This window comes from Mesorhizobium sp. WSM4307 (genome assembly GCF_007003945.1).
Taxonomy (GTDB): domain Bacteria; phylum Pseudomonadota; class Alphaproteobacteria; order Rhizobiales; family Rhizobiaceae; genus Mesorhizobium.
Map to the genome: position 1 here is coordinate 599,602 of NZ_VFTB01000002.1, position 14,112 is coordinate 613,713.

The 14,112-nt window shown below is 63.5% G+C and carries 13 protein-coding genes and 1 pseudogene; 7 read left to right on the plus strand and 7 right to left on the minus strand.

The genetic code is table 11. The features are described 5' to 3' along the window. The first annotated feature begins 5 nt into the window (after positions 1-5). Genes FJV83_RS06585 through FJV83_RS06595 form a run of 3 tightly spaced genes read left to right on the plus strand, consistent with a single transcriptional unit; the run spans position 6 to position 3,249 of the window. Positions 6-710, plus strand: coding sequence for an XdhC family protein (locus tag FJV83_RS06585; protein ID WP_095770340.1), 705 nt, complete (start codon positions 6-8; stop codon positions 708-710). Next, on the plus strand, positions 707-2,317 hold the full coding sequence (locus FJV83_RS06590) for a molybdopterin-binding/glycosyltransferase family 2 protein (RefSeq protein ID WP_095770339.1): 1,611 nt from the start codon (positions 707-709) through the stop codon (positions 2,315-2,317). The genes FJV83_RS06585 and FJV83_RS06590 overlap by 4 nt, the downstream gene beginning before the upstream one ends. A 32-nt stretch (positions 2,318-2,349) precedes the next feature. Next, a complete protein-coding gene (locus FJV83_RS06595; RefSeq protein WP_095770338.1) occupies positions 2,350-3,249 on the plus strand; it encodes a phospholipase in 900 nt (299 codons plus the stop codon). Positions 3,250-3,270: 21 nt separating this feature from the next. Here FJV83_RS06595 and FJV83_RS06600 read toward each other — a convergent pair. Continuing rightward, positions 3,271-4,322 (minus strand): annotated as a pseudogene (locus FJV83_RS06600) (DUF1176 domain-containing protein). Between the two features lie 140 nt (positions 4,323-4,462). Here FJV83_RS06600 and FJV83_RS06605 point away from each other — a divergent pair. Beyond that, positions 4,463-4,969, plus strand: coding sequence for a DUF1993 family protein (locus tag FJV83_RS06605; protein ID WP_095770875.1), 507 nt, complete (start codon positions 4,463-4,465; stop codon positions 4,967-4,969). A 55-nt stretch (positions 4,970-5,024) separates the two neighbouring features. Here the strand turns inward: FJV83_RS06605 and FJV83_RS06610 are convergent, their stop codons facing one another. Then, entirely contained in the window at positions 5,025-5,189 is a 165-nt protein-coding gene (locus FJV83_RS06610; protein ID WP_080511763.1) for a hypothetical protein, read from the minus strand. A 312-nt stretch (positions 5,190-5,501) separates the two neighbouring features. Between FJV83_RS06610 and FJV83_RS06615 the strand changes: the two genes are divergently transcribed. From FJV83_RS06615 to FJV83_RS06625, 3 genes are all read left to right on the plus strand, one after another. Then, positions 5,502-6,035, plus strand: coding sequence for a hypothetical protein (locus FJV83_RS06615; protein ID WP_245317945.1), 534 nt, complete (start codon positions 5,502-5,504; stop codon positions 6,033-6,035). Between the two features lie 115 nt (positions 6,036-6,150). Beyond that, on the plus strand, positions 6,151-7,218 hold the full coding sequence (locus FJV83_RS06620; protein ID WP_142884700.1) for an aldo/keto reductase: 1,068 nt from the start codon (positions 6,151-6,153) through the stop codon (positions 7,216-7,218). Positions 7,219-7,263: 45 nt separating this feature from the next. After that, the gene (locus tag FJV83_RS06625; protein WP_142884699.1) at positions 7,264-8,532 is read left to right on the plus strand and encodes a cysteine desulfurase-like protein; all 1,269 of its coding nucleotides are present in this window, start codon (positions 7,264-7,266) and stop codon (positions 8,530-8,532) included. A 15-nt stretch (positions 8,533-8,547) separates the two neighbouring features. On the opposite strand, the gene FJV83_RS06630 is transcribed toward FJV83_RS06625, so the two are convergent. From FJV83_RS06630 to FJV83_RS06650, 5 genes are read right to left on the minus strand one after another with little or no spacing between them, the layout of a single operon-like run. Next, positions 8,548-9,576, minus strand: a complete 1,029-nt coding sequence (locus FJV83_RS06630) for a histone deacetylase family protein (protein WP_142884698.1) — start codon at positions 9,574-9,576, stop codon at positions 8,548-8,550. Next, the gene (locus FJV83_RS06635; protein WP_095791534.1) at positions 9,573-10,085 is read right to left on the minus strand and encodes a GNAT family N-acetyltransferase; all 513 of its coding nucleotides are present in this window, start codon (positions 10,083-10,085) and stop codon (positions 9,573-9,575) included. Before FJV83_RS06635 ends, FJV83_RS06630 begins: the two co-directional genes overlap by 4 nt. Before the next feature lie 9 nt (positions 10,086-10,094). Next, positions 10,095-11,024 carry a 3-keto-5-aminohexanoate cleavage protein gene (locus FJV83_RS06640; RefSeq protein WP_142884697.1) on the minus strand — a complete coding sequence of 310 codons (930 nt, stop codon included), beginning with the start codon at positions 11,022-11,024 and terminating at the stop codon, positions 10,095-10,097. A 3-nt stretch (positions 11,025-11,027) separates the two neighbouring features. Continuing rightward, positions 11,028-12,413, minus strand: coding sequence for an aspartate aminotransferase family protein (locus FJV83_RS06645; protein ID WP_095788130.1), 1,386 nt, complete (start codon positions 12,411-12,413; stop codon positions 11,028-11,030). 1 nt (position 12,414) lies between these two features. Then, entirely contained in the window at positions 12,415-14,055 is a 1,641-nt protein-coding gene (locus FJV83_RS06650; RefSeq protein ID WP_142876078.1) for a N,N-dimethylformamidase beta subunit family domain-containing protein, read from the minus strand. Between the last annotated feature and the right edge of the window lie 57 nt (positions 14,056-14,112).

Sequence of the window (14,112 nt, forward strand, 5' to 3'; positions counted from 1 at the left end):
CTCAGATGGATCCATACGCGCTGAAAGCCTTGAATGCCGAGCGCCGCGCCCGCCGTGCGGCGATCCTCGTCACCGATCTCGGTGATGGCCGCGACCGCATCGTGCGTGAGGGCGATCAGGTCGCCCGGGATCTCGGAGCCGCGATCGCCAAGGCCTTTCGATCGGGCAATTCCGGTTCGGTCGAGGCCGAAGGGCGGACCTTCTTTCTCAACGCGCATCTGCCGCAGCCGCGCCTCGTGGTGATCGGCGCCGTTCATATCAGCCAGGCGCTGGCGCCGATGGCGAAAATCGCCGGCTATCCCGTCGAGATCATCGATCCGCGCACCGCTTTTGCCACGCCGGACCGCTTTCCCGATGTCGCTCTGCATGCCGAGTGGCCGGAAGATGTACTGAAACGCCAGCCGCTCGACAGCTATACCGCACTTGCCGCCGTCACCCATGACCCGAAGATCGACGATTTCGCGCTGAAGGCCGCGCTAGACGCCAATTGCTTCTATGTCGGTGCGCTTGGTAGCCGCAAGACGCACGCCAAGCGCGTCGAGCGCCTGCTAGCGCTGGGCGCTACTGCCGACCAGATCGCCCGTATCCATGCGCCGATCGGGCTCGATATCGGTGCCGCGAGCCCCGCCGAGATCGCCGTGGCCGTTCTCGCGCAGACCATCCACGCCTTCCGCTCGCGCGGCCTCGATGCCAAAGGCGCGGTAGCGTGAAATTCGGTCCGATTGCGATTGAAGAGGCAGAAGGCGCGGTGCTGGCGCATGCCACCACCGCTGGTGAAAAGCGCTTTCGCAAGGCGCACAGGCTGAGCGCCGAAGATGTTTCCGTACTCAAGCGGGCTGGCGTCTCGCAGGTCGTTGCGGCGGTGCTGGCCTCGGATGATCTCGGCGAGGACGCCGCGGCGCAAAGAATTGCCGAGAGCATGAGGTTCAGCGGCATCGAGGTGAGGCCGGCGGCCACTGGCCGGGTCAATCTCCACGCCAAGGCATCCGGCATCTTCACGGTCAGCGCGGCAATGATCGACGCCATCAACGCCGTCGATCCCGCCATCACCATTGCCACGCTGGCGCAGCATGCTCCGGTCGAAAAAGGCCAGATGGTGGCGACTGTGAAGATCATCCCCTTCGCGGTCGCTTCGACCTTGGTCGACACCGTGATGAAGATCTGCGCCGGCGGCGAGATCTTTGCCGTCAACGCCTATCAGCCGGTGCGCGTCGGCGTCATCCAGACGGTCCTGCCGGGCATCAAGCCCAGCGTGCTCGACAAGACGCTGCGCGTCACCGAAGCGCGGCTGGCGCGTTCGGGCGGCAGGTTGACGGCGGAACGCCGCACGCCGCACGAGATCGCGCCCGTGGCGGAGGCCGCCGCCTCGCTGGCGCGCGACAATGACCTGGTGGTGATCTTTGGCGCCTCGGCAATGAGCGATTTCGCCGATGTCGTTCCCGCGGCGATCGAGAGGGCCGGCGGAACCGTTGTCCGCGCCGGCATGCCGGTCGATCCCGGCAATCTGCTGGTGCTCGGTACACTCGGCGGCAAGCGAGTCATCGGCGCGCCCGGCTGCGCCCGCAGTCCCAAGGAAAACGGCTTCGACTGGGTGCTCGACCGCCTGGTTGCCGGCCTCGACGTCACCGCGAAGGATATCGCCGGCATGGGGGTCGGCGGGCTGCTGATGGAAATCCCGACGCGGCCGCAGCCGCGCGAACCGCTGCCGGCCAAGAGCCGGCTCAAGGTCGCCATAGTGCTTCTGGCGGCTGGCCGGTCAAGCCGCATGGGCGGCCCGAACAAGCTCATGGCGCTGTTCGACGGCAAGCCGCTGGTGCGCCGCACCGCGGAGCGCGCGCTCGGCTCGAAGGCTTCGGGCACGATCGTCGTCACCGGCCATCAGCGCGAGCGCGTGCGTGCGGCGCTGGCGGGGCTGGATGTGACCTTCGCCGACAATCCCGATTTCGCCGATGGCCTGTCGACCTCGCTGAAGGCCGGCATTGCCTATCTGCCCGAGGACACCGCCGGCGTGATGATCGTTCTGGGAGATATGCCTGGCGTCGTATCAGGCGATCTCGACCGGCTGATCGATGCCTTCCGCAAGGCCGGAGGCAATTCCGTGGTCCGCGCCTCGCATCAGGGCAAGCGCGGCAACCCGGTGCTCCTGCCGCGCGCGCTGTTCCCGGCCATCGCCCATCTCGAAGGCGATACCGGCGCACGCCATCTGGTCGAGGCCGAGGGGCTCGATGTCATCGATGTCGAGATCGGCGAGGGCGCGTCTGTCGATGTCGACACCCGCGAGGCGCTCGAAGGTGCAGGCGGCGTGCTGCAGGATTGACAAACCCGGGCCGAATTACGCAAGCCTGCGGTATGGCCTTTCGTTTTCTTTCCCCACTCCATGCCTTTCTGGCTGCTTTATTTGTTCTTGGCCTTGCCGGCCAGGCCGATGCCCTCGAACTGAAACCCTTCAAGGACGATCTCTTCGCCTATCCGGCGACCTTGTCGACGGGCGACGGCGGCGCTTACACCGTCATCGACTACCGCGAGATGCGCGATATCAACAAGCGCGACGAAGTGCCCGAAAAGCGCGTGCATCCGCAATACACCGACACCAGCGTGCGCCAGGTGCAGCAGGATCTGATGCTGAAGACGGACGCCGGCGATGTCAGGCACGTCGCCGTCGGCAAGACGCAAGGAGCTGCCCTCATCGTGCTCTACCTGCACGGGCAGGGCGGCAGTCGCAAGCAGGGCGTCGACGATTTCACTTTCGGCGGCAATTTCAACCGGCTCAAGAACCTGATGGCCGGCAATGGCGGGCTTTATCTCTCGCCGGATTTCCCGGATTTCGGTGACAAGGGGGCCGCACAGGTCGCGGCATTGATCGATCATTATGCCGAACAGTCCCCAGGCGCGAAAATCTTCGTCGCCTGCGGCTCGATGGGCGGCGCGCTGTGCTGGAAGCTTGCCGCGCGCAACGATACCGGCCGGCGCATCAACGGGCTGCTGCTGCTCGGATCGCTATGGGACGAGAGTTTCCTCGCAAGTCCCGCCTTCAGGCGCCATGTCCCCGTCTTCTTCGGCCAGGGCAGCCATGACGTGGTATTTCCCGTAGCGAACCAGGAAGCCTTCTTCCGCTCCATCATCGCCAGGTCGAAGGCCTATCCCTATCCGACCCGCTTCGTCCGCTTCGAGACCGGCACGCACGGCACGCCAATCCGCATGGTCGACTGGCGTGGCACGCTGAACTGGATGCTGTCGAAGGCGCCTTGATCGGCGCTGCCCCGACGTCCCTCAGGGCGCGGTGTTGTAGTCGACGACCGTCTGAGGGTTCTCCTCGCCGTCATAGGACGCATCGACGTCATACTGGACCAGGGAGAAATCGCCGTTCCGGAACAGATAGGTTCCCGAATCGGAGGCATCGCCGACGCCACGCCACTTGTCGAAGGTGGTGATCGTATGGGTTTCCGCGTCATAGTCGGAATTGACCGCCCAACCGGTCGTCTCGAAGCCGACGATGCTCATGCCCAGCAATTTGCCGTCGCTGTTGTTGTTCTCATAGCGGATGTCCATCTTGGGTTCGGCGAACTGCAATTGCTTCACGGCCGACAATTCGTCGGTCATGTAGTAGACCGAACTTTCATTGTAGGCCGCGGCCGAACAGGAGAAATGGAACAGCCGTGTTTCCTTGTCGGGATCGCCGGGCTGCGCATCCTTGTCCTTGTACTTGATCGAAAACACCTCCGGCTCATTAGCCAGGAACTGCTTGTCGCACTGGTCGCCATAGGTCGCCAGGAAGGCTTTCTTGGCCTGCTCGAGTGCCGTATCCTTCTTCGGCGGCGGCGGGCCGTCGCCGCAGCTTGGCGGCAGCGCCTCTTCGAAATCGGCGGTGGAGGGTTTCAGCGCGCCTTTTTCGATATGGATCGGATCGAAGGGCGGCGCCGCCTGGATCTGGGCATTGACCTGTCGCAGCGTGTAGCAGCCGGCAAAGACCTTTTCGCTGCCGCTCTTGTCGGTGGCACGGATGGCGACCGGGACATTGTAGAAGATGCTGCCGGCGGCACCGTCGTCCGAAATGGCACCGGTCGCGACCTCGACTTGTCGGTGCCGTCATAACCCTTGACGAAACTGTCGAAATCCTTAGCCGGCTTTGTGTCGCCGAAGTAACCCCAGGCGCGGGCGAATTCGTGCCGGTTGATGGCGCTGTAGAGCGAGCGAATGACCGCCTCGGCGCTCGATCGGTCGTCGACATAGGGTGCTTCGGGCGCGTCATCGGCGGCCAGCGCCGCTTGGCCGGATGTGGCAAGGGAGAGAAGGGCAGTCGCTGCGAGAAGGACGCATCTCATCGGGAATCTCCGCTCGATAACGCAAATTCTACCATGGCGATTGCGGCGGCGTGGTGACGCGGAGCCGACGGCGCTTGAAGAATCGTTTGCGCAGGCGCTACCTCGCTGCGCCGGCGTTCCGACCGGACAGGAGATTTGACGTGACGATATCGATGTATGAGGCATCCGTGCCCGTGTTTTCAACCAGGCTGAAAGCACTTTCCAATGTGCTGGCTGCTGCCGAACAGAACGCGCTTGACCGCAAGATCGACCCGCAGGTGTTTTTGACGGCGCGGCTCGCACCCGACATGTTCGCTTTGACCCGGCAGGTGCAGATCGCCACCGACCACGCCAAGGGCGCGCCGTCGCGGCTGGCCGGCCGAGAGGTGCCAAAATACGAGGACAATGAAGCAAGCTTTGCCGAACTCGAGGCGCGGATCGCCAAGACGCTCGCGCTTCTGGCGACGTTCTCGCCCGCCGAGATCGACGGCTCCGACAACAAGGTGATCGAACTGAAACTCGGCGGACGCGAAACGACTTTGGCTGGCATGCAGTATCTGCTGCATGTGGCCATGCCCAATTTCTATTTCCACCTCACCACCGCTTACGACATTCTTCGCCACAATGGCGTGCCACTCGGCAAGGCGACATTCCTGGGATCGCGTTAAGGCGCAAGCATTCCGAGATGTCCCGGATCCGTCCGGGACATCTCGCGAGACGCATCTAGCGAATGGACATTTCGCGGGCGACGCGCGGAAAATCGGCGGGCTTGATGCCGATATCGGCACGGTCGGCATTGCTCATCGAATGAAGCAATGCGAGCGCCGCGCGATATCGCAGATGTTCCTGCGGGCGCGGCCGGGCAAACATTTCCGTGAAGAAACCCATGAATCAGGCTCCTGGTTGGTCCTCCACGCCAGCCAATATAGGCGAATCGTGACAATTGTGCAGTGCAGCATTTGCATGCCTGCCATGTCCGGATAAGTTTCCTAGGATTTTTTTGCGGCCCGCTGAAACTTCCGCGCCGCACGAACCGTAGGCTTCGACGCTGGCCCGTGGCCAGTTTTTCCTCGCCACTCCTGGCGAATTTCCGGACTGCATGAAAGTGCAGTCCGGCTTTTGTTTTGAGGGACCGGCCACGATCCTCGAATGGCTAAATTCATTAAGATCGGTGGTATGTATTTTTAACGAGCCGGTTCTATGGTCCGGAAACCTGACAGTCAGGCAAGGGAGGCTGACATCGCTACCAGCGCCAAGCGTGATTTCGCTTCGCTGCTCGACGACCTCTTCGTTGCCTCCGACAAGGGTGACGGTAGCGGGGGCGACGAGGCCGGCGCGCGTCCATCGATTCCGTTCGATTATCTCTCGGTCGCCGATGAGCTCCATTCCGGCCGCATCAAGGTATCCGCCGCCGAATATCGCGAGGCCGGTGCCGACCTGGCGAGCGAATTCGCCGCCTTACTCGAACATGCCAAGCTGGCGCTGGCTGCCGAGGACCCGAAGCCCGAGGAAAAGCTGCCGCCGATCGATCCGGAATCGATCGCGGCTGAACTGGGACTGAACCAGCCCAAGAGCGCCGCCGATTTCGGCCGCATGCGCCGCAGCTTTGCCTTCACCAACCATCCCGATCGCGTCGCCCCGCATCTGCGCCAGCGCGCCATGATCCGCATGCAGGTGGCCAACATGCTGATCGACGAGGCCAAGCGCCGCGCCGTGGCCGGCGCCCGCCGCTAGCTCAACATCGCTGGTTCACGCAAAAGTCGGCCTGGCGAGGCTTGGAGAGCGGCATGGCTTTGCCTATACATGCAGCCTCCCTCCCGCGCAGACTTTCCCTCCGGAGCAGAATTCCATGCACAAACGCCGTCTCGGTCGGACCGATCTTCTTGTTACCCAGATCTGCCTTGGTTCGATGACCTGGGGCCAGCAGAACACCGAGGCCGAAGGCCACGCGCAGCTGGATCTGGCTTTTTCGCGCGGCGTCAATTTCATCGACACAGCCGAGCTCTACCCGATCCCGCCAAAGGCGGAGACGCAGGGGCGGACGGAAAAGATCATTGGCAGCTGGATGAAGGCCAAGGGCAACCGCGACAAGGTGATCCTTGCCTCCAAGGTCGTCGGCCGCACCGCCAACACCTGGTTTCGCGGCGACAGGCCGTCGCAATTGGTGCGCGCCGATATTTTTGACGCCATCGACAAATCCCTGGCCAAGCTCGGCACGGACTATCTCGACCTCTACCAGATCCATTGGCCGGAACGGGATATCCCCTGGGGTGCCAACCCGACGCGCATCGGCGCCGTGGCGCGGCGGGCCGATGCCGACGGCGCACCGGCCGACGAAACGCCGATCGCCGAGACGCTCGGCGTCTTCGATGAGCTGGTGAAGGCGGGAAAGATCCGCCATTTCGGCCTGTCGAACGAAAGCTCCTGGGGCCTCATGCGGTTTCTTGCCGAGTCCGACAAAGGCGTTGGCCCGCGCGTGGCGTCGATCCAGAACGCCTACAATCTCGTCAACCGCACCTTCGAGGTGAACCTTGCCGAGGTCTGCGAGCGCGAACAGGTGTCGTTGCTGCCTTATTCGCCGCTGGCGCAGGGCTATTTGACCGGCAAATACGACCATGGCGCCCGACCGCAGGGCTCCCGCTCGCAATTGTTCAATCGCGGCCAGCGTTACGAGACGCCGAATGCAGCCGAAGCGCTGCTCGAATACAATGAACTGGCGCGCTCCTTCGGCATGGAGCCGGCATTGTTTGCCAATGCCTATGTGTCGAGCCGGCCGTTCGTCACCTCCAATATCATCGGCGCGACGACCATTCCGCAGCTCGAAATGGCGTTGTCTTCGGTGGACGTCGTCTGGACCGAGGAGATGCAGAAGGCGGTGGACGCGATCCATCAGCGGGTCGGCAATCCCTGTCCCTGATCGGCGGGGATAGAATTATCATGGAATAACAAAGGGGTGGAGAGAATGGCGGATTTTTCGATCGAGGCCGTGCGCGGACAATTTCCAGCGCTTTCCCTGACCGACAAGGGCCGCCGTCGCATCTATCTCGACAATCCCGCAGGCACGCAGGTGCCGCAGGCCGTCGCCGATGCGGTGTCGCGCTGCCTGCTCACGACCAACGCCAATCTCGGCGGCTATTTCGAAACGACGATCGCGGCTCAATCCGTCGTCGACGAGGCGCATCAGGCGATGGCCGATTTCCTTGGTGCGGCGAGCCCCGAGGAAATCATCATCGGCGCCAACATGACGACGCTGACCTATCACATGTCACGCACGCTCGGCCGCACGCTGAAGCCAGGTGACGAGATCATCCTCACCCGCATGGACCATGAGGGCAATGTGTCGCCCTGGCTGCAACTGGCCGAGGATCTTGGCCTCGTGGTGCGCTGGCTGCCATTCGATGAAAAGAGCTGGCAGGTCGAAGGGGAGGCGCTGGCCGGGCTGCTGTCCGACAAGACACGGCTGGTCGCGTTGAATTATGCCTCGAACCTGACGGGTTCGATCAACCGGGTCAGGTCCCTGACTGCCATCGCTAAACGGGCCGGCGCCCTGGTCTATGTCGATGCCGTGCAGTTCGCACCGCATGGCCTGATCGACGTGCAAGAGCTCGGCTGCGATTTCCTGATCTGCTCGGCCTACAAGTTCTTCGGTCCACATATGGGCGTTTTGTGGGGACGGCGCGAAATCATCAATGACCTGAAACCCTACAAATGCCGCTGTTCGTCCAATGGCCTGCCGGAGCGGTTCGAGCTTGGCACGCCGCAGATCGAGCTGATGGCCGGCCTCACGGCGGCCGTCGACTACTTTGCCGGGCTGGGTGCGGCAGCGGGTGTGAGTGGTTCGCGCAGGCAGAAGATCGCCAGGGCCTTCGAGGTTTCGATCGCCTATGAAAACCCGCTGGCGGAGAGGCTGATCGATGGCCTGTCCGACATTCCGGGCCTGACCATCCATGGCATCACCGATCGCAAGCGGCTCGCCGATCGCGTGCCGACGGTCTCCTTTACTGTCGAGGGCATCGTGCCGGAGACGATCGTGCGGCAGATGAACGCCGAAAACATCTTCCTGTGGTCCGGCCACAACTACGCCTGGGAAATCGTCCGCCAGCTCGGCATTCCGGCCGAGCAGGGGGTCGTGCGCATCGGCATCGCGCATTACAACACTGGGGCCGAAATCGAAGAGACGCTGGAGAGCGTGCACCGGGTCATCGCGATGCTCAGGCAGCAGCGCTCCTGACGCCAGGAGAAACCGTCACCGCATCCTGCCGCCGAAGCCGGTGAGGAAGGCGGTGAGATTGTCGCCGAGTGCGTCGCAGAGATAGCCGCCCTCCTGGACGATGACTGTCGGCAGGCCGAGTTTGGCAATCGCCTCGCCAATACGCGAGAAGCCGGGCGTCGTCACCGAAAGCCCGCCGAACGGATCGCCCTCGAAGGCGTCGAGGCCGAGCGCGACCACCAGCGCGTCCGGCGAAAAGGCGCCGATACGCTGGAACGCCACTTCGAGCGCCTCCAGAAACGCCGCGTCGGCCGATTTGCGCGGCAGCGGCAGGTTGAAATTATAGCCGAGGCCGGGGCCTTCGCCGCGCTCGTCGGCGTGACCCCAGAAGAACGGATAGAAGCGCACCGGGTCGGCATGCAGCGAAACGGTGAGTACGTCAGGACGGGCATAGAAGATGCCTTGCGTGCCGTTGCCGTGGTGCAGGTCGACGTCGAGAATGGCCACGCGCGCCGCCTGCTTGCGCAGCACCTGCGCAGCGACCGCCGAATTGTTGATGAAGCAGAAGCCGCCGGCGACGTCGGCAAAGGCATGGTGGCCGGGTGGACGGCACAGCGCATAGGCTGCCGGCGCGCCAGCCATCACCGTTTCCGCCGCCTCGACCGCACTCCAGGCACTCCACAGCGCGCTTTGCCAGGTTTCGCCCGAGATCGGGCAAGCGGTATCGGCCATATGATAGCCAGCCTGGCCGACGGCCGAGGCTGGATAGGAGCCGTTGCGCGCGATCGGGTGGATGTTGGGGATCACTTCCGCCGAGGCGCCCTCGATGCGCTGCCAGCGCTCGAAAATATGTTCGAGGAAGTCGAGATATTCGGGCGTGTGCACCGCCGAGACCGGGCCAAGCCCGTGATTGCGTGGCCGCTCGATCGTGCAGCCGGCAGATTTTGCGCCGGCTAACAATCTTTCGATCCGCTCGGGCTTTTCCGGATTGGGCTGCGCGGCACCGCTGGAAAGAAAGGCCTTCGGGTCGTGGCGCTTCTGCTCTTCGGCGTAAAAGGCCTTCATTCCCGTTCCCCATTGACCGGCGCGTCGGCGAAGGCAAAAAAGGCTTCGCCGACGATTTTCTGCGTCTGTTCGTAACTCGACCAGGCGATACCCAGCCTTTCATAGAAGGCCTTGGCGCCTTCATTGTCGGTGTCGACCGACAGCCTGAGATAGACGCCACCTTCTTTGCGGCATTCCGCAGCGACTCGTCGCAACAGCCGCTCGCCGATCTTGCGGCCACGGAACCGGTCCTCGACATAGAGGTCCTGCACATAGACGCCGGGCCGTCCCATCCAGGTCGAAAAGATCGGAAAATGCAGGCAAAGGCCAGCAAACTCGCCGCCCACCTCGGCGATCAGCGTCGAAAAGGCGGGCTTTTCACCAAAACCGTAGCGGCGGAGATCATCTGATGTTGAGGTGATCTCCTGATGAGCGCCGATATGGGTGCCGAGTTTGAGAAGCGCGGCGTGGATCGTTTCAGCGTCATCGATGCGACCGGGGCGGATCAGGACGTCACTGGGTTTGGTCACGGTCTTGCCTCAAAACGCCACCCGGTCGCCACCTTTCAGCGCCAGCATCTCACGTGCCTCGGCAGGTGTGGCAGCCTCCAGCGACAGGCCGTCGAGAATGCCCCGGATGCGGCGCACCTGGTCGGCGTTGGATTTCGCCAACTGGCGGCCGTCGTAGAGACTGTCTTCCAGGCCGACACGGACATTGCCGCCCATCGCCGCGCCGATCGAGATCAGCGGCATCTGCTGGCGGCCGGCAGCCAGCACCGAGAACTGGTAGCTGTCGCCGAACAATTTGTCGGCGATGCGCTTCATGTGGATAAGATTGTCCGGATCGGCGCCGATGCCGCCCAGAATACCCAGCACGAACTGGATGAACAGCGGCCCCGACACCAGCCCGCGGTCGCGGAAATGCGCCAGCGAGTAGAGATGGCCGACATCGTAGCATTCGAATTCGAAGCGCGTGCCGCAGCCCTTGCCCAGCCTCTCAAGCACGCCTTCCATATCGGCGAAGGTGTTCTTGAAGATGGTGTCGCGCGTGGCTTCCAGCAGCTTCGGCTCCCATTCGTGCTGCCATTCGCGTGGCTTGTCGAGCATCGGGAACAGCGCGAAATTCATCGAGCCCATGTTGAGCGAGCACATTTCGGGCTCGGCGCGCAGCGGCGCTGCCAATCGCTGGTCCAGCGTCATCAGCGAAGAACCGCCGGTAGTGATGTTGATCACCGCGTCGGTTGCCTGCTTGATGCGCGGCAGGAACTGCATGAACACCTCCGGATCGGCCGTCGGCCGGCCGTCTTTGGGGTCGCGGGCATGCAGATGCAGGATCGACGCGCCGGCCTCAGCGGCTGCAATGGCATCGGTCGCGATCTGGTCCGGCGTCACCGGCAGGTAGGGCGACATGGACGGCGTATGCACCGAGCCGGTGACGGCGCAGGTGATGATGACTTTTCGCGGCGCCATTTTTTACCCCCGGCCTTCGACCGGAAGGTCGAGCTCCGATGCCAGAACCTCCAGCGAGTCGCCGATGATGGAGACGATCTCGCCGACCTGTTCGCTGGTGACGATCATCGGCGGCGCGACCATGAAATTGTCGCCGTCGATGCCACCCTTGACCCGGCGGCCATAGATGATCAGCCCGCGCTCATAGGCGAGGTCGAGCAGGCGCTGCGTCGCCTTCTTGCTCTGGTCGATCGGCCGCAGTGTCTCCGGATCGGCGACCATTTCGGCGCCCGTCAGCAGGCCTTTGCCGCGCACGTCGGCGATGAAGGGAAAGCGCTTCGCCAGCCCCTTCAGCCCGTCCATCAGCACGTCGCCCATGGCGGCGGCATTGGCGATCAGGTCGAGCCGATCCATTTCACCGAGCACGGCAAGGCCGGCGGCGCAGGCGAGCGGATTGCCGGCATAGGTATGGCCATGCTGGAAGCCCCCGGAGGCCAGCAGCGGCTGCACCAGCCGCATCGGTGCCGCCAGTGCACCGAGCGGCGCATAGCCCGAGCCCAGCCCCTTCGACAGCGCGACGATGTCGGGCTTGCAGTTCCAGTGATCGCCGCCGAGAAATTTGCCGGTGCGGCCGGCACCACTCATCACTTCGTCATGGATCAGCAGGATGCCGTAGCGGTCGCAGATCTCGCGGATGCGCGCATAGTAGCTGTCCGGCGCGACAAGCGCAGAGGTCGCGGCGCCGCCGATCGGCTCCATGATGAAGGCAACGACACTTTCCGGCCCTTCGGCCACGATCTTGTCCTCCAGCATGTCGGCATAGCGGACGCCGCGCTGCTCCATTGAAAGATTGTCGCGGTCGCGCCAGGCGGTGGGCGCGGGCACCGTCGGCATCACCCGCATCATCGGCTCAAAGGTCTCTGCCAGGGCGTCGTCGCCGGTGACCGAGAGCGAACCCAGCGTACCGCCATGATAGGAGGGGAAGCGCGTGATCACCTTCCAGCGGCTGGCCTGGCCGGTGGCAACGGCCCATTGCCGCGCCAATTTAATGCAGGATTCCGTCGCCTCCGAGCCGCCCGAGACGAAGAAGATGCGGTCCATGCCTTCCGGCAGTTTGCCTGCCAGTTCCCGCGCCAGTTCCTCCGCTGGTTCGTTTTCGAAATGCAGCCGATAGGCGAAGGTGGCGCGATCCATCTGCCGCTTCATGGCATCCAGCACATTGCGGTTGGAGTGGCCGATATTGGCGACCATCGGTCCGCTCGAGCCATCGATGAAGCGGCGGCCGTCCTGTGTCCACATATAGATGCCCTCGGCGCGGTCGATCAGCGGCCGACGCAGGCTGGAGAGATAGAACAGGTGCGACTGGCGGCGGGCTTCGGCCTCTGGAGCGGCAGGCTGGACTTTCGACATGTCAGGACTTTCCGAGATAGCGATCGAGGACATTGCGGGTGACGCGTTCGACCATCGGGTCTTGCCTTAGCAGGCCGGCCACCCATTCGCAGCTTCCGGCATGAAAGACTTCGCCCTTGCCGCGCGGGAAATTGACGATCATGCCATTGCCGCGTTTGACTTTTTCCAGATTGGCGTCGCTCGCCTCGCCGAACAAAGTCTCGGCGGTGAAGCGGCCATCCTCGTCGGTGAGGAACTGGTCCTCGATCGGGATATCAGCGCTTTCCTCGACCTGGGATGCCATTCCGACGGCGAGGACCTGCAGCCCATCCGGCGCGCCGCTGGTCGCTGTTGGGTAGGGCAGGCCGCCGCGGATCTCGAAGTCGAGCCCGTCGACCTCATAGCCATAGACATGGCTGTCGGCGCCGAGCAGGTCGCCATAGTAGATGCCGGTGCCGGCGAAGGCCCAGTGTTCCGGCCGGTAGACCGGAAAACCGCGTACACCACGCGGCGCGCAGCCGCCCCAGCCGGCATAGACGCCGCGCGTCGCGTTGAGGCCAAAGGTCGCCGAACCCGGCCGGCCGATTTCCGGCGCTTCCCAGGAATTGGTGGCACGGGTGACGTCGCCGCCGCGATAGGCAGGGTCCTCGGCGCGAGCGCGGTATTTGTAGCAGACCTGCCGCCGGCCTTCGTCCTCGAGCCGCGTCTGCCACATGAAATTGCCGGCGAAACGCGCCGCATGCCCGCCGCGCTCAACATAATTGTCGACCGCATCGCGCATTTCCCATGTCCAGTACTCGTCATGGCCGACGAAGACGGCGCAGTCGTAGCCGTCGAGAATGTCGGGCGAGACATGCAGATCGTGCTGGCTGGCAAGATCGACATGATAGCCGGCCCGCTCGGCGAAGCGGAAGAAGTGGCTGTCATAGCTCGCCCAGCCGGACGAGGCGTATTTCTTCGAATGACCGGTGGCGAGCGCCCATTCCATGTGGGGGTAACGTGGTACCGTCTTCGGCGGCACGGCGACCTCGAGCGGCACGCGTGGCGCATCTTTTGGCAGCACGACGAAGCCGCGGCACCAGGGGCGTTGCGTCGACACAACAGGCGAATACTGGTTGCGGTCCGGCCCGGTGATGCCCTGATAGTGGTTGGAGCCGCCCCAAGTGTTGTAGGCAAGCCAGGTGCCCGTCGCCGCCACCTGCAGCACACGGCCTGGCTTCTTGCCGGTTTGGGGCGAGACGATGAAGAGGTGGTAGCCATGGATCGGCCTACCGTCATGGCCAACGGAAGTCAGCGTTACCCGATATGCACCGGACGGCCAGTCGCTCCCGACACGGAATTCAAAAGACGCTTCCCAGCCGCAACCCTCGGCGGAACATTGGTCGGGCGTGTCCTGCCAGCACGCCGCAATGCCGGATTTCTCGAACACTTTCGTCTCGGTTCCACCGTCCCGGATGATTGCCATGCTGAAGGACGGCGCTGTCGAGCTGACACGCAGCGTCACCATCTCGCCGGCGCGATAGCAAAAGCGATCCGAGTAGCACCAGATTTCGCCACGCTCGCCATCCATGCCTGGCCACTCATAGTAATGGCCACGCACCGCGTGGCGGCGCTGCTCGGGCGTCAGCCCGAAATCGGGGAATTCGGTCGGCAGATGGGTCATGAGCACCGGAAAGGATCGAAGGCCGCCATTTCGGCCATCTGCCGGCCAAGCGTCAAA

Bases quoted from the DNA above. Each gene is read 5' to 3' on its own strand.
- FJV83_RS06585 (WP_095770340.1), top strand. From the start codon at position 6: ATGGATCCATACGCGCTGAAAGCCTTGAATGCCGAGCGCCGCGCCCGC.
- FJV83_RS06595 (WP_095770338.1), top strand. From the start codon at position 2,350: ATGGCCTTTCGTTTTCTTTCCCCACTCCATGCCTTTCTGGCTGCTTTA.
- FJV83_RS06610 (WP_080511763.1), bottom strand. From the start codon at position 5,189: ATGGGTTTCTTCACGGAAATGTTTGCCCGGCCGCGCCCGCAGGAACAT.
- FJV83_RS06615 (WP_245317945.1), top strand. From the start codon at position 5,502: ATGGTCCGGAAACCTGACAGTCAGGCAAGGGAGGCTGACATCGCTACC.
- FJV83_RS06620 (WP_142884700.1), top strand. From the start codon at position 6,151: ATGCACAAACGCCGTCTCGGTCGGACCGATCTTCTTGTTACCCAGATC.
- FJV83_RS06625 (WP_142884699.1), top strand. From the start codon at position 7,264: ATGGCGGATTTTTCGATCGAGGCCGTGCGCGGACAATTTCCAGCGCTT.
- FJV83_RS06630 (WP_142884698.1), bottom strand. From the start codon at position 9,576: ATGAAGGCCTTTTACGCCGAAGAGCAGAAGCGCCACGACCCGAAGGCC.
- FJV83_RS06640 (WP_142884697.1), bottom strand. From the start codon at position 11,024: ATGGCGCCGCGAAAAGTCATCATCACCTGCGCCGTCACCGGCTCGGTG.
- FJV83_RS06645 (WP_095788130.1), bottom strand. From the start codon at position 12,413: ATGTCGAAAGTCCAGCCTGCCGCTCCAGAGGCCGAAGCCCGCCGCCAG.
- FJV83_RS06650 (WP_142876078.1), bottom strand. From the start codon at position 14,055: ATGACCCATCTGCCGACCGAATTCCCCGATTTCGGGCTGACGCCCGAG.